Here is a 20,442-nt window from a genome sequence, read left to right as displayed (position 1 = left end):
CCAAAAAGTCATGTCCAAATCACTACCCCCACTTAAAGTCCCTTTCTTAGAACGTCGAGAGCGCGAGTTCCTCTACTTGCATGAGATTGACGCTCTCATTGCTGCAATGGATAGCACACGCTCTCCCATCCGTAATTCCTTGCTTGCCATCCTGCTGTTCTGCCAAGCCTTGCAACCCATTGAATTATGTTGGTTACGTTGGTGTGACCTCGACTTGAGCAACAACAATTTAATTGTGCTACGTAATCGCCAAAAAACTAGCCGTTGTCAACCGCAACTTGTAGTTAATCTGCAACCACTGTCTGCGATGGAAATTGATTTTCTCCAACAACTCGAAGCAGAACGTACCACGGACTGGCTATTCGCCTCTGAACGAAAACAACGTCTCTCAGAACGCTCACTACACCATATTATTCAACAAGCTGCAAAGGTGGCTGGTCTACCGTTGATGGCACATCCTTATATGTTGCGCCGCTCTGGGCTATACTACCGTGCTGCCCTTTTGCTACAACCACTCGGTTTATCATTAGGACAGTGTTGTTTACTTTGGAACTGGCATCAAACTAACTCTACTTTTTCTGCCCCAGAACAACAGGAATATTATGCCATTAAACGCAAAACCGAAGAAAAATTTTGGCTGGCTTTAGAAAAAATCAAAGCTTTTAGTGGCATCACAGCCGATTTCAACGTCATTGATTACCTCTTGGGAGCCTTCATGCTGTTTCCGGGTCTGGCAAAAATCCCCTCTCACTACTGGCTGGCTCCTGCAAAATGGCATCAGGTAACTGTTCAGCAAACTTTGCCGAAAAGATTAGAGGCAATTAAATCTCATCAGAGAAATTACTAACTGGCATCCGTCGCTCTTGATTTGCCTTTTGGCAATTTTGCATTACATAATTTCTCTGTATTGTCCAAGTATTGATAATGTCTTTTTATTCAGTAATTTCCATATACTACAGGCATATTTTCAGAAATTAATTGTTGTGCTGGAGTAACTCACAATGTCTATATTGAGGGACAATAAAAATCAGACATTATAAAATCAGACAAAACTTAACTTATGTATGATTATTATAGTAGTATAAAATGTCTCTCTCTATAGTCCAGGTAAATAAGTACCGTCAGGCGATCGCTTCCCTCCCCAATGCCCAGGCGGAGGCGAAGCTAATTGCCTTATGGTTGGATGGAAAAGCCCGTTCAACTGTCCAGTCCTATCAGCGTTACATTCGACGGTTCTTAGAATTCCTGGACAAACCCCTCAAGAAAGTCACCTATGAAGACTTGGTAGAATACAGTACACAATTTCAAACCACCGCCGACAGTACCCGCCGAATCTATATTGCTGCTGTCAAGAGCCTGATCAGTTTCGCGCATAAAATTGGATATATCCCTTTTAATGTGGGCATGGCTATCAAACTGGGTGAACTACCGGATGTCATCAATGAACGCTATTTAGACGAAGCAGATATTAAATTAATGGTGCGGGCTGCACAAAAACATCTAGAAGCAGCCAAAACTCCTAAGCGACAATCCACAGCAAAAAGAAATTTGCTGATCATCAAGCTGTTGTACCAAGCAGGGCTACGGGCCAGCGAAATCTGTCAGTTAACTTGGGCAGATTTGACTCCTAGACATGACAGTGGTCAGGTGTATGTACGCAAAGCCAAAGGTAACAAAAACCGTACGATCCTGATTAAGTCTAAGTTGTGGGCTGAACTGATGGAGTTCAAGGACAATGCCAGTGCTACAGATGCAGTTTTCTCTAGTCAAAAGGGTGGACACTTAGAGCGGCAAAATTTGCACCCAATTGTGAAAGCGATCGCCGTGGAAGCTGGACTCAGTGCTAAAGTATCAGCTCACTGGTTACGTCATGCCCACGGTTCTCACGCTATCGAGCGGGGTACTAACCCTGTACTGGTTAAAGATACTTTGGGACACTCCAATCTGGCGATTACTGACCGCTACCTTAAAGCTCGACCTCATGACAGCAGCGCTTTAAACTTGATTGATCTGTGAATTGTTGTGACGGCACGGCTAACGCTTACCGTCAGCAACACAGCGATTCTCCCACGGGCGCTTTGTACAATCACTATGAAGATTTAGTGCTGCATTCCATCTCAATTAAACTCAACATTTTTTCTTCCAAATCGGTCAAATAAGGGCGATTGACTGACCCCAGGTGTTTAAGGACAGCATCAGCCGCTTTTTCTAAGTTGCCACTGTGACGCAATTTGTTGATCCGCGCACTCAATGATTGCATTTGCTCACACTCCTGATCTAAATAGTTCATGGGCTTTAAATAATCCATTCTCACGGTATAGTCTCCATCCCAAGTCATCACGGTACAACTGAAATCGCCAATTTGGTTGACAATACACCAACAACCACCCTTACCCCGTAAATCAGGGTTATCTTTAGCTAGAATTTGGCAGACTTCACCAATCTGATAAGTGTTGGGGACTTTGGTTCGTTCCATGATGCGCTGTACCACATCTTTGACAACCCTACCACTTGGGACTTTACCACCCGCTTCCTCTACTGCGGCTTGCCATACCTCTTGCTGTTGTGATGGTTCTAACTTTGTTAAGGGTCTAACTTGTCCTTCGCTGGTGGGCAAGATTTGTAAACCATTTGTTGTCAAATCCGACTCCGACAAATTTTGACAACAATTTGTTGTCAAATTGTCGAAAACATCAGCTGCCGCAATCAAATAATTGGACTTTTGCCGACTATGCCCAAAGCGAACGCGGCAATATTCTTCAAAGGTTTTGTGGGTTGAGCGATAAAGTCGGCGATCTCGCAACTCACAGAGCGCTTTCCCCGCTTCATAAAACGCCCGTTCCACCCGGCGCTCTAAGTATAGGCGATCGCTTTGTTCAGATGGGGTCAACTCATCAACTTCAACCAGTTGATCCCCTTTTTCTAAAACTATTTCCTGAAGCATAGTATCTATAGGCTCCAATTAGGTATGAAAAAATTTGTGGTCAAATCAATTCAAAAAAAGGTCAACATTCTCCAACGTGATATTTATCCCTCCATAGGCAACACCGCTTCAGATAGCCACTGGTAAAATTCTGGAACTGCGGCCTCGACTTGCCGCAATACATTAGGCGCCATCGCTTCCAATTCCAGCACCGTCTCCCATCGCCAAATCTCATTCCAGGGCTTGAGAATATTTTTAATCGCGTCTATGCCCTGCTTGATACCAGAGCGCAGTATTTCCACACGATGGAGTCGGGTAGTGCGGTCAGTTGAGGGTGGTTCTAGCTGTGTAGTATCCACCCCCTCTACTAGGGGGTTCCCTATACCAATATGGGGGGGGGTGGATACGGAGGATTGGTTGGAGTCAAACTCATACTGGAACTGGGCTTGAGCTTTTTGGTCACGTTTGTTTTGGCGATGAGCCATTACTGCCTGAGCAAATTCCCATTCCGACTTTGATAACGAGTAAATTTTTACTTGTTTTCCGCGTGGCCCCTGCTTGCGGCAGGACAACTTTAGCCCCAGCTGCTCAAGTAAAGTGGCCAGCAACCAGATCGGTTCAGACTCATTGGGGACAGTAAAGCCCAGAATGGCTTTGATATGAGCAGCGCAATCAATGGCAATCACTGTCATCTTGAGTAAATTTGGGTCGGTGGCAGTAATTTCGTTCCCGGCAATTAAGCGTTTGAGAATATGATGTAAACCCAAGTTGAAGCGTGCCAGCCACTTTGCGGAATAATTACCCCAGTCGATGCACAAAGGTAAATTATCCCGTTCGGTACGGTCTTTGTGGGTGACAATTGTGGGTGGGGTAGGGTATTGCCGCCCAGTTTTGGGGTCAACAATTGTGTCGTCTGGTTCTAATAAAATTGCTTCAAGAGAGGCGATCGCTCTGATTAATTTACCGCCTTCATCTTTTTCCACTAATTCAGGGGTGACATCCATACCGTAGGAATCATGAATGCGGAATTTTTCACATTCAAAAACCTCTTCTGGGGTCAGGTAATCTTTGCTTTGACGGGCGCGGTACTCACTAGCTGAAATATTGTGGGACTTGGCAACAGATGAATAGTAGGCAGTGTCCAAAGCTGCGGCAGCTTCTTTCAATTGCTCAATGGCTTTGGGATCATCGTCACTGCCGACAGATATAAATGTATTACCCATTTCGGTGAGGAGCGATCGCAAATCATCACGCAGGTTATTAATAGATTGGCTACGATTGGCTTGAATTTGGCAGTAAGCTTCCAGCGCCCAATCTTTCTCCGCGCCCCGTTTGCCTGTTTGACGGTCAATCCGCAAGAGAAAAGCTGTCATTTCGTTAGTTTGCAGTAATCGTTCTTTAATCTTGGTGGCGTTAGTCTCTTTGTAGCCAAAGGGAGGGCGAGGGGCTACCCAAACGTGAAACGGGACTTTGGGACGATAGCGGTACAGCTGTTGGGCGCATTCGGTAGCAGTTTGGCTAACACCATGAAATACACCAAACACTAAATCGAAATGATACTGGGAAATATCTACACCAGTTCCCAAGCTGGGGGAAGTGAACAAGGCATCGAGGTTCTTAACGGCGTTGGTGATATCTTTGATGAAAGCGATATTTTCTTCACTGCCAGAGTTGTCCGAGTGGATAGACCAGATTTTTAAGGGTCTAGAGGTCTGGGGGTGTGGGGGTGTGGGGTCAAGATTAGGGTGTAGGGTGTAGGGGGCAGGGTGTAGGGAAGACGGTATTGGTCGAGGCTTGGAACCCCCACCAATACAATCGTCTTGAGAAGACGAGGCTTGTGACCCACTGGTTGTTCGATGCTCTTTCTCCCCTACACCCCACACCCTACACCCTACACCCTGCCCCAACGGGGCTTGGTCAGAGTTAGAAGATTCTTCAACCTTGACTAACAATGATTTTTCCAGTTTCTTGATGAAACGTTTAGAGTCGCTGACCACCATGATTTTCTGTCCTGCCATCAGCGCCGCTGAGATTTGGGCAACTAAGCCGCTGGAATTATCACCTTCATACCAATAAATAGTGCGATCTCCATTTCTCCACTCGTTTTTGACAATGTAGGGGATTTCTCCTTGTGGTCGTATTGCCCGGAAAAAATCCACCGTCACGTCATCCATGTGTGCGTCAGCGATGACAACGAGTGGCGCATTGTATACTATATATTCCAGTACTTCCAGTATTGCTGCCCGGTGTTCTTTGCAAGTATTACTGTGTAGGAGGTGAACTAGATATTGGCAGGCCTCATCAATAAATATGCAGCCGTAGGTGAGGGCTTGGGTATTTAGCTTGTGCAAGCTGTCGATGGTAATACTTAGGGCTGTGGCTTTGGCTAATCCCACATAACCAAGTTCTGAATACATGGCAGTCTGCAAGCGTTCGGCCAGATTTTTCAGTAAGTTGACGCGATGACCGTTGTTGAGAAATCGCGCCGAAGGATTTTGGTCACGCCACCAGCGCATGAGTTCAGTTTTTCCCGTACCCATGTCACTCCACAACACTACCAGCCCTGATTTGGGAAACCCTAAAGAGGCAGAGGATCTCTTAGCGGGGAGGTGAGGAGAAATTTCTCCTCTTCCCCCTGCAAATAGCCCCCTTTCTCCTTCCACAGACTGAGTAAAACATTCTTCTGTTTTTATCTCATACAGTTCAGGCACATTGGAGCATTTTTCTGACAGGTCACGAATAGGGTGTTGGGTGTTGGGTATTGGTCGAGGCTTGGAACCCCCACCAATACAATCGTTTTGAGAAGACGAGGCTTGTGACCCACTGGTTGTTCGATGCTCTTTCTCCCCCACACCCCGCCCCAACGGGGCTTGGTCAGGAATGCAAAGAGCTTGAGACAGATACTTAACGTTGACTGTCACATCTGGCTTGTACTTGCTCAGTCCCCATTTTCTAGCTCGATACGAGTGCTGGTAATCTTTAAGTGATTTGGCATCATCAATGATTGCAGTTAATAATCCATTCGCATCTTTACCTCTGGACGCCACAAAATCATCAACACCTTTCTCTGGTCCTGGCAGTAATGCAGCTTCACAAGTACATCCCGCAGCAACGATAGCTCTACCAGTCCGCATAGTTGCTTGAAAAATTGACCAGCGGGTTTTAGGTCTAGTTTCGTGGTCAAATAAAATAATGAACTTGCGTCCCGCCTGAGCCATTGGTACTAAGTCAGGATGCAACCGTTCATCAAAATCTTGTTTGCCCACGCGCCCGTTCCAAATTCCAGGCAGGGCGATAGCGACAAATCCCAGACTGAGTAAGCAGGCCGCCTTCTTCTCACCCTCACATAATATTATGGGTATCTCTGGATGCTGCTTCACCCATTCCCAGAACACTAGGGGGCTGACTTGATCTAGTAATCGTAGTGCCAAAAATGAGAGATAGCGCTTAATGTTATACCGTCGCGCTACTTGATCCCAAATGCAGTTAGCAACATCAAAATAAGTAACACGGTTGGCGGTTTTGGGCGGGGATTCGTACTTAACTGGCTTACCTGTTTGCCAATCCATGCGGGGGAAGTTCGGCTTAATCCTTCCCCAGTCCATTGGTTGCCAGTTTTTAAATGGGTCAAGGGACTGAATCCATGTCCCACCCAGTAATAGATGCTGGTAGCGCCTGATGTATCCATCCGTAACTCGACCTGCATTTTTCCGTGGGACTTTATCAGAAAACAGGTAGTCGTAGACTGATTCTCCCTCTATGTGGAAGAAGTTGCGCTCAATCAAAGCCGGATGAATGGCACTACCCACTGCTAACTCATGGTATTCAGCCGCAGTGAGATTGTTGGGGTATTCAGTTGTCACTGCGTTCATTAGTTCTCCCCTTGCGGTTCCTTAGAGAGAACTATGTTTACGAGCAATAACTGCCAGTAAGATCCTGTGTCCCCATCACCTAAACACAGCCAATTTGAAAGCTGTGAAACTCTAGCTTTTGCAAGGATATTCTTGAAATTACCTTCTACCACAGCATAAAGCTGAGGTACGAACACTGTAATGCATGATCCCATGCGCTCAACTAATGCGCTTTTGGGGTTTTTGTTTCTGTTATTTAACACGGTTTATTCCCCTGATTACTTGGTTTTCAAGCTTCAGAGGGGGTTGGTCACGCTGCTACTGTTTTTTGCTACAAAATTCGGGGAGTTTCTTCATCAAACTTTACATTTAACTAACTTGAGGAATTTTAACAACAAAAACTGCCACGCGAACGTACCATTTTCGCGTGGCTTCCCATACAATATGAGAAGCAGCGTGTACTCAATCTCTTTTTGACCAGTTGGTGGGTAAAGCGTCCAAACTTTAATAGCCACTTCCTTGGTTTTCGTGAGATTACCCCGCTCTGGAGTTATTTAGTTTTTAGTATTTGGACAAGGTGCTTACTCCTTAGTAGCTCTTTGTCCTTTAAATTTTGGTGCTGTTATTTGTCTTCCTGTCGCTTCATGTAAACGTAACTTTACCTTACAGAAAATCTGTCTATCTGGTATCTAATGAGATGCTTGCTTTTACTTTCAATTTATCCATATTTATTGATAATTGTTTAAGAGGTGTCTAAGAACTGGTAACGTTTTTACGCAAAGTATAAACCCAATAGGGGATAGCTGTATTCAAACACCACTTGCCGCAGATGTTGCCTCTACCCCACTTCATACTCCAACATTTGGGCGACTGCCTCCTTCAGTTCACCCCATTTTTATATGCTTGACCTACTTTGCTAGATACTATTGCTCGAACTAGCCGCTACAATGCATATACAAACAGTGTGTTACTGCTTATTAGATGTAGCAGTTTAATCTTATAGCCTAGGAAGACAATTTGAAAGCTACAGAACAGTTAATAATTGTAAAGTTTTTAGATATTCATTAGTACCAAGAATAAAATTTAACATTGAGTATAAGTAAGAGGAATTAGGAGTTAAATGAGCATAGAGAAAGTTTTGAGAATAGAAAAAGTAATAAAGATTCTAGAGAGTCGAGTCTTCCAGCGTACTGGAAGGTACTTGACAACACCTGAAAAGGTTATTATTGAAGGTATTTGGGACGACAAAGATTACAAGAAGATATCTGCGGAAAATGGCTACAATGTGTATTATTTATCACAAAAAATAGCTCCCCCTTTGTGGAATATGCTTTCAGAGGTTATTGGTGAGGGGGAGAAAGTAAAAAAAATATCTCTAAAGCCTCTTTTGCTTAAATTAGCAAAAAACGATTATTTTGCTCAAGAATCATCCAGATTGAATAATGATGCCTTAGTGGGCAAAACAAAAGTAAATGGACAAATGCCTGATATAGCAGGTTTCCACGGGAGACAAGACGAGCTTGGCTATTTAAAAAAACAAATTACTCTTTCTAAAGAACAATGTATAGTTTTAACTGGAGTTGGAGGAATCGGAAAAAGTTTCCTCGCAGCAAAGTTAATTGAAGAAATACTTTTTGATACTTCAAGTAATGTATACGATTATTTTATTTGGAAGACAGTGAATCATTGCTCATCAATTGATGATTTAATTGATGAATTAAATAGGATATTTAATGTAGAAACAAATGGAGAGAATTTCCAGTCAAAAATATTTTTACTATCTGAACAACTTCGTTTGCATAGTTGTTTGCTAGTTATAGACGGATTTGAAAGATTGGCGCTATCTGATAGTTTTGAGAAAAGACTAGAATACGAAAAACTATTTATCAAACTTGCGGAACAAAAGAGTTCTAGCTGTACGATTGTAACAAGTCAATTACCTTTGAAAGAAATTGCTTTTGTCACTACAAAAATACCTATTCGGTCTTTCAAACTAAAAGGCTTGGAGGTAAGTGCAGCAATGCAGATACTATACAAAAAAGGCTTGAGTGGTGAGGAATGTAAACGTTTAGTTGAAAATTATTATGGGAACCCATCGGCTTTAGAAGTGGTTGCTGATCGCATTAATTGCTTTTTTGGAGGAAGCGTGAAAAAATTTTTGGAGCATGATACTACAATAATTGATTCTCGACTTCAATTTATGCTACATCAGCAATTTGGACAAGCTGGGGTTTTAACTAATCTACAAAGACAAATAATGATTTCTTTAGCAGAAGGAATGTCGCAGAAATCAATTTCAATTTCCTTTTCTGAACTTATTGATGCTTTAAAAGCGCGACTAGGTTTTGATTTGTCAGTTTCTCAAGTAATAACAGCGATAGAAATTTTAGAGCAACGCGGATTGATTGAAGTTAGTAGAAGTTCAAATAAGCTAGAAGCTGACTATAGCTTACAGTCATCTGTCAAAAAGTACATCTTAATTGATTCATTTGGTTTAGTGCATAAAACGCCGGAAAAGATACAAACCAAAGAAGTAAGCCCGTGGGTTACTGTATAAATCCTCTTTGTCCTCAGCGTCATAATCCCGATGATGCTGAGAATTGTTTATCCTGTGGAAACCCCTTGTTAATAAACGGACGGATTCGTTTGCTACGCCCATTGCGTTCTTTGTCCGAAAATCCTTACGCTTACACAGATGTCTTTGAGGTTGAAGATTTTGACGTAAATCTACACTTAGAACCTCGAATAAGAATAATGAAAGTATTGAGGTGGAGCGACGATTTTAAATTAGTTGAATTATTACAGAGAGAATCACTTGTATTACAACTGCTTGACCATCCCGGAATTCCTAAATCAAGCAGGGATGATTATTTTACTTTTACCCTGAACGATGGTTTATTAGAACTGCATTGTTTGGTAATAGAGAAAATTGAAGGAGAAAATTTAGCTCAGTGGGTAAAATCTTATGGACGAATTACCTCAAAATTGGCCTATGACTGGTTGTTACAATTAATTGATATTCTTGATTTAGTTCATCGTTCTGGTTTTTTTCATAGGGATATAAAGCCAGAAAATATTATCTGCCAACCTAATGGGAAATTAGCACTCATTGATTTTGGAGGAGCGCGAGAGATTACTAGAAGTTATTTGATGAAGGTTAGCACCAGTGGAGGATTAGATACAGGGATTGGTGGTGGGCATGAAATAACTGCTATTCGGACAGCTTGTTACTCTCCTCTGGAGCAAATTAATGGGCAGGCTGTACCACAATCAGACTTCTACGCACTAGGCAGAACTTTGGTTTATTCAGTTACTGGAATTTCTCTGTTGGAAATTAAAAGTGATGAGAGAACAGGAAGACTACTTTGGAGAGACAAGGCTCCCCATATAGATAAGTATCTGGCTGACTTCATTGATTATTTAATAGCTCCTTTTCCAGGGCAGCGTCCACAAAATACTCAAATAATAATACAGAGACTAGAACGTTTACCAATTCAATCAAAAATTCATAGAATAATTGATTCTAATCCGTTTAGAGTTTTGGCAGCTAGCTTAATTGTATTAGTATTTGTTTGGGGGTATAAAGGGTATAGTCTAGCAAGATCTAATTATTATTTTGGACAAGGTTCTCGTCATTTAAATGAACCTGAAATAGCTAAAAAGTATTATAAGTTGGCAGTCAAATATAACCCGAAAGATATAGACGCGTATAATAATTTGGCATTGGCTTGTCAACAACTTCGAGATGTTCAGTGTGTTAATGATACTTATGAAAAAGTCTTTAAGCTCAAGCCCAATAATTGGGTATTGCACTATAATTTAGGCAATTTTTATGATGATCAGGGGAAATATGACGAGGCAGAAAAGCAGTATAAGTTAGCGATTCAGCACAGTAATAACAAAGCAGCCAATGCTGTCAGTAATTTAGCGCGATTAAAGAATCTACAGGAGAAATATTCTGAAGCAGCAGAGCTAGTACTGCAAGGTTTAAATAGCACCCAAAACCCTGAGTGGGAAGCTGGATTATACAAAAATCTGGGTTGGGCGAGGCTGAAACAGCGGCGCTATGTAGAAGCTGAGGATTACTTGCAAAAATCAGTGAAATTAGATTCGCAGAGAGTAGATGCCTACTGCTTACTGGCAGACACATACGAAAGACTAGGCAACTTTAGCAAAGCCGGAATATATTGGCAAATTTGCTTAACAGCAAGATCTAGCCTCCCAGAAGTACAAGAATGGAAGCAGCAAAAATTACAACAGATATTCCGGGAAAATTGACTCAAGCGCATCAATTAAAGTATGCTTTCAACTAAATTTCAAGTAACTTGATATGTGTAATGCTAATTGTACCGACATTAACAATCACAATAGGGAAAAACATTTCAAAGTACAAGTTGCGGCGATTGCATCAATACCCATATTTTCAAGCTTTAGTAGTGCATGGGGGCAACAACAATCAGTAGCAGTAGGCAATTTGCGATCGCGTAAATGTAAATCCATAGCTCGGATTATAAGTGGCGATTTGCGCTTGGCAAATTTTAGCGAGCTTTGTGAACAAGATCAGTTGCAACCAGACAGAGATAAAGGTACCGTTGAGGTTTTATGTTATCTGAGTGGAGAGATTTTGCGTCTGTCTGGTGGTATTATCAGCAATCAATGTCTTCCACCTTCTGATCAGCCAGTTCAGCGCTGTAGCTCTGAAATTAGAAGTAATTGTCTCAAGGTCAAAGGGCCAGATGAGGATAATAATGCACCAACAAGAATAACTCCTTATAGTGCCTTAATCTTAAATCCTCGTCCTGTAATGCTTTGGACTCCTGTTCATAGTGCTATTAGCTATATAGTACAGATTAAGGGTACAGGAGTTGATTGGTCTATAGAAGTTAATTCAAACTCACTGCCTTACCCTAAAGAACAACCAGCCATGCAACCTGGAAGTATTTACCAAGTAAATGTACTTGCCAAGATTGGAGAACAAAAGTTTGTTCCTAGCTCTTCTATCCTGATGGTAATACCATCGGAGAAAGAGCAGCATATAAAAGCCGTTATGAAGTATATTCAAAATCTCAATTTATCGCCAGACGATCTAGCGGTGGATTCTGCTCACATATACAGAGCAAACGATTTGCTAACTGAAGCAATTGAGGTTTTGAACAAGCGAATCAAAGCAAAAACTCAAAATCCTACTATTTATCGAACATTAGGAGATCTTTATCTAGAAGTAGGCTTGCCTCAAATGGCAAACCGCGAATACAACACGGCGATACAATATGCAAGACTCAAAAGAAACTTAAATGAATTAGCTAAAGCAGAAGAAGGATTAAGATTGACCAGGGACAAGACATGAAAATTAGGAACGATTGATAAAAATAAGCTATCAAATATAAAAGCTGTGATGCTTGTTGTTATATTAAAACTTTTTGATTGCGCTACTCATTAATTTTGCTCAACTTATAGTTGCCAGACCACATTGCATGTCGGTGGGAAGATAAGTTGTCTACAAATGGACGCATAAGTTGTCCAAACTCAATTAGAAGCATAAATAGTGTTTTATAGACAACTTATGCTTCTTCCCCCAACAAGCATTAAAGCCAGTTGCCGACGAGAATAAAACCTGCCCAAAAGTAAGGATGAGAATATGCGGGGTTAGACATCAACTTTAATTGTGCCTGCCTAAGTGCCTCAGCTTTAGTCATACCATTTTCCAGACCTTTGTAGAATTCGCTCATTAATTGGGCGGTAGAACCTGCTTCTACTAGCCATAAGCTGGCGACTGTACTTTTTGCACCTGCCTGAGCTGCTATACCAGCAATTCCTAATGTCGAACGTTTATCTCCCTTCGCTGTTTGGCAAGCGCTCAGGACAAGTAAATCAATTCCAGAGCGCTCAATTTTCAGTAGAAATTTAAGTTGTTTAACTGTTATTGGAACGTCCCAAGCCAAGAGAAAAGTTTTTTCGGAATCAGAGCTAAATTGACCATGAGTACTTATATGAACTATTTTAAATAAATTTTTCTCCATTTTTTGGTGGAGATTATCGCTTGTAAATTTTGAGTTGAGTAGTAGTACTGAACTAGGAGCAGTATTTTCTTTAATACCAGCAATTTCTGTTTTTACTTCTGGTAAAGCCTGAAAGTTTTTAGGAACTAAAGAATTTTTAAGGCTAGGACTTACTTCATAAAGTCCAGCGATCAACGCCTTTAAAGGTTGCAAAGGTTTTAACGTTTGGCTCTCCCAAAGCTCAGAGCTTGAAGCTGTTGAAATACTATAATGACTTATTAAAAAATTCTTCCCATCGTTGAGCATGGCAAGAGGTAGATTTTGAAAATAAGTATCTACTACAAACACTAAAGTTCCTGAATCTGGCAGATATTTTTTGATGGGTACAAATAGTAGATTGTAAATAGCTTGAGCATGAATAAGTAAGTTAGATTTTCTAATTTCAGCAAAATCCTGGCTTTGTGCAGCAGTAATTAAACTATTAATGTTATCACTGACTGCCGTAAGCTCTAGGGTGTGTCTATAAAATATGTCCTGTGGAGTTCGGACAATCACTTCTACTCGATCTTTTAATTTAATCAGATATATTGTAGGTGGTAATTTAGTTGCTTTTTGGCTATTATTTAGAGAAATAATTGGAAGTTGACTGCATTGTAAAAATGTTTCAAGCTCGGCTATTTTAAGCTTTTCTTGAGCTGCGACTACTTGCTTTAAGTTGGGTCGAGATTGGGATAAAAGTAGCTCCATATATTCTTGGTATACAGGTTCAACTTTTTCTTTAAATCCCAACTGAATTTCTCGATTGGCCGCAAGGATACTACCTCTGACTTGGCTAAGACTATTGATAGCAGATGCGTATGATTCTAACGCTTTGTCTATCTCTCCTGTCTGGTGGTATAAGCGCCCTAATCGCCATTGCCATTGATAAGCAACATCCCAAGCTTGCACTGACTGAGCTAGTCCCATAGCTGTTTCCAGATATTGTTTTGATTCAGATGCTCGCCCTAAATAGCCATAAATATTGCCAATAACACCTAAAGCCTGTGACTCTGCCCTTTTGTTCTTTAATTCTTGAGCTAGAAGCAAGGCTTCTTTAGCGATAGATAAAGATGTAAACAATGAATTGTCGTTAGGTAAAAGAAGTTGCTTTAAATTTCTGTTTTGGTTGATTTGTATTAAACTTTGAACAAAATGGAGGCGAGCATATACAGATTCAATTGATGACAAGTTTTGAAAATAGGATTTTTCAATTAATATTGTTTTTACCAATTCTTGAAGAGACTGTGTTGTTGTAATTAATTGAGTACTTTTTCTTTTCAAGTCTGCCCATTTTTCTGCCTCTATAAATAAGCTTAATTGGTTCAATTCTGATTGAAGAGCTATTGGATTTTGTTTTTCTATACTCCTTAGCTGTTGATATATTCTCAATGCAGACTCAAGTCTTAGTCTAGCTTTTTCAATTGCAATCTGCTTACTTTCAGGCTCATCTGTTAACTGGTATTTATTCTTGGCTTGATAATAAAGCGCTTGTTCGGTATTGGCTAGGCTTAACAATAGCTCATTGTTCAAATTTTCTGATTTTAAAGGAAGTCTATTAGCTATCTCGTAGGTTTTATTTAAAATGGCATAGGATGTATCTGGTTTACCAAGTAGCCTCAATACATCTCCTAGATTACGCAATCCAAGTAAATAAACTTGTGTTGATTTTTGCTCATTGATAGTCTTTGTTAGTAATCTTATAGTGGATACAGGATCAGTAGATGGCTCCAATGAAGTGGCGCAAACCGAAGCATCTCGATCTAACTTCAAAGCTTGTAGAAGGGTGTTGCAAGCACGAGGATATAAACCTAAATATTGTAAACCCAAGCTTTTGTTTATCAAGGTTCCAGTAATGCCTTCTTCATACCGAAGCTGTTGATAAATTTTTAGGGCTTGATCCCAAATCTCAACAGCTTCGGAGGCATGACCTTGGTTTAATAGCTCATGACCTCTTTCAGTTAGTGACTGTGCTTGATTGTGATGTATTTCTTTAAGAGCCTGGGCAGGAGTAACAAAGATTTGTATTGTAACTATGGATACTCCTAGAGTATATAGTAATAAATATCTTGACCAATGTTGACTTTTAAGCATAAAAGAAACCGATAAATTATAGAGACATAAGTCAACACGAGAAACAAGTGTTTTCATCTGCCATAATCGACTTATTGCCTCTGTTCTACTTGTTGCTGATCTTGAGCAAGATCTGATTTATATGGCAGATACTCGCCAATGTTTGCCAGCTTTTACTATGCATTCGACATTTTGTTAATTAAGTTTTTGAGTGTAACCTAATCGTTATTGATTTTCCCTGGATGATTCGCTTGTAGTAGGGACTATGCGAACGCGAACAGTTCTAGTTTTATGCAACTTAAATGATCATTAGCTTATCCTGCATCGAACATCAAGGGTGACAGGCTTATTCTGACAGCAAACAGCACATTTTTGCAGTGGGCATCAAAATTTTGTACTGTTTGTTCCTCTCATAAGGGTTTATTATTGGCATGAAAGCGCAGTCAACAGATGATCAGATATAGCTACATTATTAGGCTTTTCTGTCAAAAAAATTGTCCCGTTATAATCTGTTATCAATCCTTGAGCTTCTACAATCTGTGGCTCTTGAATAGTGGATGAATTTAAATTATTTAAATTATTAATTGATTTTGTTGGCATGGAATTGTCGTGCCAGCCAGATTTACTAGAGAGCATATCGCTAGGACTACGAGGAATACCGCCAGCACCAGTATTAATAAAACTTGCTACTGCGCTTGAGTTGCTTCCGCAGGCAGAAACAACTTTTGGAGTTTGCATAACTGTTTGTGGTGCTGCTTGGACACGGCTAGGATCTTTATCCGTAAAATTAATTTCCACTGTGCCGTTAATACCCGTTTCTGAACTAGCTGTAATTTGACTGTCAGGAGATAAAAATAGTCCTTTGGTATTGATGTTGATATTACCACCTCGTCCTTCAAAAGCATTAGCAGTAATGCTGCTATTTTTTGAGGCAGTTAGGATATTAGTGTTGATGTTAATATTGCCACCATTGCCATTATTTTCAGCAGTAGTTGTGATTTTGCTATTATTAATTAAATTTATATTTTTTGCATTTAATATAATATTGCCACCATCTAAAGATGTTGTTGTAGCTGTGATAGTGGCTTCATTTTTCAAAGAAATAGATCTACCATTAATTATCGCTGTTCCCCCGTTACCTGTTCCTAGATTTCGGACACTAACTGTACCACTAAGTAGTCTGAAATAGTTAGTATTAATTGTTACTGCACCTGGATTTCCGCTTGGTATTGCAGGTGAACCAAAAAATGCTTGGGTTTGTGGTTCCGCAACAACAACAGCTGAACTTATATCACCACTTAGTTTAAGGTCAGGAACGTTAATTGTGACACTTCCCGCAGAACCAGAGCCTACGCTGGAAGTGTTAACTGATGATAGTTCTCCTACCATCATTTTCCGCGTATTTATTACTAAATTTCCAGCATTGCCCTCAGTAAAAGCAAGAGTAGAAATAGCACTGGGGACTAAAAATTCCCCTGAATTAATTAATTGTTCAGAATTACTTACTTCCACGGAATCAAGAGCATTTATAGTTATGTTTCCTCCATCACCTTTTCTAACTGAATTAGATGATATGCCTCCTCCATCACGAGCTTCCAAACGCCTTGTTGAAACTGTAATATCTCCTGCTTTTCCAGAGGCTAAAGCGGTAGTTAAAATGTTGCTAACCCCAGAAGGGTTAATACCTCCTAGTACATTTACGGAGTCAGAGGCAGAGATATTTATGTTTCCTCCTAATCCATTACCGTAGTTCCTGTTGCTAATACCTCCACGCCTTTCAAGAGTTAATTTAGAGGCGGTAATATTAATGTTTCCTCCACTTCCTGTACCTAAAGACTCAGTTCGCAAGATACTAGGGAATCTTCCATTAGGAGATATTCCCTCTAGCGTTAGCGAATCCAAAGCCTCGATATTTATATTGCCTAAATCTGGTGAATCTTGGTTTTGAATAAGAAGTGCCGAACCGGAGAATAACGAAACATTTTTACCTTTGATTGTAATGTCTCCGCCTCTTTCTCCACTAGCATCTATTAAAGATTGATTAGATAAATTAATATCACCAAAAGAAGACACTCCTTTATAGTCTAAGCTCCATCCTTGAGGAAACGGGCTAAGTATCACTACCCCATTACTTACGCTACCTAATTCAATTCTTCCTCCATCTGCCGCTAGAGTAGCGCCATTTAAGGTGATATTATTTCCTACCAAAGCTAAAGTTTTTCCTGCTGTTACACTTAATCCAGTTGCAACACTATTTCTAACAGTTGGGGAGTTTATTGAACTAGGAGCAATTAATCCCTGACTAGTCCCTTGAACTTGAATAGCGCCTGAGTTGCTTCCAAATTGCAAACCAATCGGAGTAGCGATTTTTAGTAGTGGTGGGGCTTGAGGATTTAAAGCACTAAACTCTCCACCGTCAGAAAGCTTAAGGCTACTAGCAGTAGTACCAATAAATGAGCCTCCAACATCTAATCGAGCATTTTTACCAAATACAATGCCGTTGGGGTTAAGCAAAAATAAATTAGCTTTACCGTTTGCTCGAATTATTCCGTCAATATTTGAGATGGATTTGCCTGTCACTCGGCTAATAATATTCTGAATATCTGAAGCATTGTTGAAGTACACTGTAGTGCCAGTAGGAACAGAAAAATTTTCAAAACTGTGGAAGAGATTACCTCCTCCTTTGCTTCCTCCCTCAATTCGACTAATATTCTCTTCAGTGGTAATAATAGAGTTGGTAGGCAGCGTTTTGTCTGGTACAACTTGTGCTTCAACTGGCGAAATTAACAAAAAATACAAGATACCTGCCTTGAGGCTCCATAACATGTTAGGGTATTGTTTCACACAACTCTCCTTCTTTTATATTTGCAGCCAACGATTGTGAATTATAGTCTTTTGATGTGATTAAGATTTCTACATATGTACGACTCCTAAACGTAGTGCAATACGTTTATACTTTGCCGCATCATAAGGAATTCCTCTATGCATAACCTGTGAATTGTCCCAGAAGATAACGTCTCCTTTTTGCCAAATATGAGAGTAAATAGGTGTACTGTTTAAAACGGTTTGAAATAAATCCTCCATAAAACTTTTTGCCGCTTCTAGATTATTTTCCATACCAACGGGAATTGTAGTATCAATACCTAGGTATAGCCCTTTTTCACCAGTGAATTTATGAGTAGATACAATAGGATGTACTTTGCTAGGAACATCAACAGCTTCTTTGGAAAAGCTAGGACCTTTGTGGCGCAAAGATATTCTTTCTAGTTGCTGTTTTTTTTCGGTATCTAAATTTTTGTATGCTTCTATCAAGTCAATAAATTGAGTAGTATGGGGCTGTCCATTTACATCGGATGCAGGTACTTCTACCGCATAAAGCATTACAACATATAGAGCGTTCATGTCCAGCCCTTCTGTGCGTGGAAGACCATCTTTATCTTGATGCCACTTCCAAGCAAATTTTTCTCGTGGTTCTGCTTCTCCCTTTGGATTACCCAAGATATATGTATATCGGCTTTGTAAGTCTGGGCTGATATCAGGATCTAATGTATTAGATCCACCGAATATTAGATCACCGAAAGTATTTTTAGCAAATTCTTCGTTGGACTTCATCAATAGACCCATTTCGCTAGCTGAACTATACCAAGCTCGTTCTCGAATTACGGATTTATACGTCAACAATGGTTACATTACTTCCGGCGCTTATATTCCACTCCAAGAAATTCGTCCGGGTTCAGGTGTAGTCAAGATTCAAATAGTAGAAGGGAAGTTTGAAGAGATTCAAATAAAAGGTACTCAGCGACTTTCCGACAATTATGTGCGCGATCGCATAGAAGCAAAGACAAAAGGGCCTGTCAATCAGAAACGTTTGTTGGAAGCACTGCAACTGTTGCAAATTAATCCTTTGATTGAAAACCTATCAGCTGAATTATCGGAAGGGTTACGTAAAGGAGAGAGTGTGCTACAGGTTTTCATCAAGGAAGCCGATACATTCAATGCCCAGATTTTACTAGACAATGGGCGATCGCCCTCGGTAGGAAGTTTCCGCCGTCGTCTGCAAGTAACCGAAGCAAACCTATCTGGATTCGGAGATAGTATAGGTGTGGGCTATACTAACACCGATGGTAGCAACTCGTTTGATGCTAGTTACACAATACCCATCAATCCCAGGGATGGGACAATTTCTTTTACCTACGGAACGTCAGCGGCGAATGTTATCGAAGAACCCTTTGACATTCTGGATATCGAAGCAGAATCTCGGCAGTACGAATTGACGTATCGACAGCCAATAGTCCGAACTCCCAACCAGGAATTTGCGTTTGGTATAACTGCTTCCAGGAAAGAGAGCGAGGCTTCGTATGTAGATTTTGAATTTGAGCGAATCCCTTTCCTCTCTGATGGTGCGGACTCCGAAGGGAACACAAGAGTATCGGCGCTGCGATTTTTTCAGGAGTGGATATCTCGCAACAGCCGTGAAGTATTTGCGGTGCGATCGCAGTTCAATTTGGGAGTAGGTGCATTTGCGACGATAAATTCAGATAGACCGGATAGCCGTTTTTTCAGTTGGCAAGGACAAGCACAATGGTTACGGCTGCTGGCTCCAGAGACTTTACTATTGCTGCGTCTGAATGGACAAATGGCAACTACAACGCTTCTCCCTTTTGAGCAGTTTGGTCTGGGTGGACAGGATAGTGTACGGGGATATCGCCAAGATTTCAATTTAACAGATAATGGAGTATTTGCTTCGGCGGAGGTGCGAGTACCAATTCTGCGTGCTGGAGGGACTTTGCAAATAATTCCCTTTGCAGATTTTGGCTTTGGGTGGAACGCAGGTACAGAAAATCCGGACTCGAATATGTTAGCTTCAGCGGGGTTGGGTTTGCAGTGGCGTGGAGGCGAAAACTTCAGTGCGCGTTTGGATTGGGGGATTCCGTTGATTGAGGTGGATTCAGACGGAACAACTTGGCAGCAGAACGGGGTTTTGTTTTCTGTACAGTACAACGCATTTTGAACGTGTGGCTATGCAGTTTTTGATTGGTTTAACTGCTGCAACCAAAAAATAATCTTCTTTCTTTTTTCAGTAAGGTATTCTTTGATAGTAGATTATTAATTGCTTGATATTGACACCATATATTTAACTTTTTAGCAATAATCTCCGCTAAAAAAGGCAAAAGAGAAAGACTTCTGCCTTTTTTGTGTGGCTATAGCTCAATTCGTCGGACAGCCAGGGTGCGGAGTTGTCGGATTAGTAGTAGGATTGCCGGAATGCTGATACTCGTAGGCCCCAATATCAAAACCTTTACCGGACGGACGACGATTGCCAGTAATATCAGTTTTCACGGCACTAAAGTTAGTACCTTTGTCGATACCTGGGCTATTGGATTTGAGTCGAAAATCATTATTCGAGAAATTGACAAATTGTGGATCAGCGACAATATCATTAGCGCCCCGGACAAGGATCTCGCCACCATTAGCGTAGATATTGTGGTTAAAAGTAACATTAGAACTAGGGTGTTGACTTTGAGAGCTTAAGGGTGGTAGCTTCTCAGGCAAGAACTAT

12 protein-coding genes are annotated in these 20,442 nt (G+C 40.8%); 6 read left to right on the top strand and 6 right to left on the bottom strand.

What is annotated here, in order from left to right; genetic code table 11:
* Nucleotides 1-10 precede the first annotated feature (10 nt).
* Together ACM0OS_RS19200 and ACM0OS_RS19195 are read left to right on the top strand one after the other, a co-directional pair.
* Nucleotides 11-847, top strand: coding sequence for a tyrosine-type recombinase/integrase (locus ACM0OS_RS19200; protein ID WP_414544799.1), 837 nt, complete (start codon nucleotides 11-13; stop codon nucleotides 845-847).
* A 239-nt stretch (nucleotides 848-1,086) separates the two neighbouring features.
* Nucleotides 1,087-2,016 carry a tyrosine-type recombinase/integrase gene (locus ACM0OS_RS19195; RefSeq protein ID WP_414544798.1) on the top strand — a complete coding sequence of 310 codons (930 nt, stop codon included), beginning with the start codon at nucleotides 1,087-1,089 and terminating at the stop codon, nucleotides 2,014-2,016.
* Nucleotides 2,017-2,089: 73 nt separating this feature from the next.
* Here ACM0OS_RS19195 and ACM0OS_RS19190 read toward each other — a convergent pair whose 3' ends face one another.
* Both ACM0OS_RS19190 and ACM0OS_RS19185 read right to left on the bottom strand, forming a co-directional pair.
* Nucleotides 2,090-2,944, bottom strand: a complete 855-nt coding sequence (locus ACM0OS_RS19190) for a hypothetical protein (protein ID WP_414544797.1) — start codon at nucleotides 2,942-2,944, stop codon at nucleotides 2,090-2,092.
* Nucleotides 2,945-3,027: 83 nt separating this feature from the next.
* Complete coding sequence (locus ACM0OS_RS19185) at nucleotides 3,028-6,795, bottom strand: DUF3854 domain-containing protein (RefSeq protein ID WP_414544796.1); 3,768 nt, start codon at nucleotides 6,793-6,795, stop codon at nucleotides 3,028-3,030.
* Between the two features lie 1,099 nt (nucleotides 6,796-7,894).
* Here ACM0OS_RS19185 and ACM0OS_RS19180 point away from each other — a divergent pair.
* Genes ACM0OS_RS19180 through ACM0OS_RS19170 form a run of 3 tightly spaced genes read left to right on the top strand, consistent with a single transcriptional unit; the run spans nucleotide 7,895 to nucleotide 12,121 of the window.
* Nucleotides 7,895-9,331, top strand: a complete 1,437-nt coding sequence (locus ACM0OS_RS19180; protein ID WP_414544795.1) for an NB-ARC domain-containing protein — start codon at nucleotides 7,895-7,897, stop codon at nucleotides 9,329-9,331.
* Nucleotides 9,316-11,052, top strand: a complete 1,737-nt coding sequence (locus tag ACM0OS_RS19175; RefSeq protein WP_414544794.1) for a protein kinase domain-containing protein — start codon at nucleotides 9,316-9,318, stop codon at nucleotides 11,050-11,052. The genes ACM0OS_RS19180 and ACM0OS_RS19175 overlap by 16 nt, the downstream gene beginning before the upstream one ends.
* Nucleotides 11,053-11,104: 52 nt before the next feature.
* Complete coding sequence (locus ACM0OS_RS19170) at nucleotides 11,105-12,121, top strand: tetratricopeptide repeat protein (RefSeq protein WP_414544793.1); 1,017 nt, start codon at nucleotides 11,105-11,107, stop codon at nucleotides 12,119-12,121.
* A gap of 238 nt (nucleotides 12,122-12,359) precedes the next feature.
* On the opposite strand, the gene ACM0OS_RS19165 is transcribed toward ACM0OS_RS19170, so the two are convergent.
* From ACM0OS_RS19165 to ACM0OS_RS19155, 3 genes are all read right to left on the bottom strand, one after another.
* Entirely contained in the window at nucleotides 12,360-14,960 is a 2,601-nt protein-coding gene (locus ACM0OS_RS19165; RefSeq protein WP_414544792.1) for a CHAT domain-containing protein, read from the bottom strand.
* A 345-nt stretch (nucleotides 14,961-15,305) separates the two neighbouring features.
* The gene (locus tag ACM0OS_RS19160; protein WP_414544791.1) at nucleotides 15,306-17,681 is read right to left on the bottom strand and encodes a filamentous hemagglutinin N-terminal domain-containing protein; all 2,376 of its coding nucleotides are present in this window, start codon (nucleotides 17,679-17,681) and stop codon (nucleotides 15,306-15,308) included.
* A gap of 114 nt (nucleotides 17,682-17,795) precedes the next feature.
* Nucleotides 17,796-18,494: a TauD/TfdA dioxygenase family protein gene (locus ACM0OS_RS19155; protein WP_414544790.1), complete on the bottom strand. Its 699-nt coding sequence runs from the start codon at nucleotides 18,492-18,494 to the stop codon at nucleotides 17,796-17,798.
* Here ACM0OS_RS19155 and ACM0OS_RS19150 point away from each other — a divergent pair.
* Nucleotides 18,412-19,893 (top strand): ShlB/FhaC/HecB family hemolysin secretion/activation protein, encoded by a 1,482-nt coding sequence (locus ACM0OS_RS19150; protein ID WP_414544815.1) that lies wholly within the window; start codon nucleotides 18,412-18,414, stop codon nucleotides 19,891-19,893. The genes ACM0OS_RS19155 and ACM0OS_RS19150 overlap by 83 nt on opposite strands.
* Before the next feature lie 197 nt (nucleotides 19,894-20,090).
* On the opposite strand, the gene ACM0OS_RS19145 is transcribed toward ACM0OS_RS19150, so the two are convergent.
* Nucleotides 20,091-20,435 (bottom strand): choice-of-anchor Q domain-containing protein, encoded by a 345-nt coding sequence (locus ACM0OS_RS19145; RefSeq protein WP_414544789.1) that lies wholly within the window; start codon nucleotides 20,433-20,435, stop codon nucleotides 20,091-20,093.
* Between the last annotated feature and the right edge of the window lie 7 nt (nucleotides 20,436-20,442).

This window comes from Nostoc sp. CCY0012, from assembly GCF_963920855.1.
Lineage (GTDB): Bacteria > Cyanobacteriota > Cyanobacteriia > Cyanobacteriales > Nostocaceae > Cyanocohniella.
Note: the sequence above shows the minus strand (reverse complement) of the source record. Positions and strands in the feature narration are given on the sequence as shown.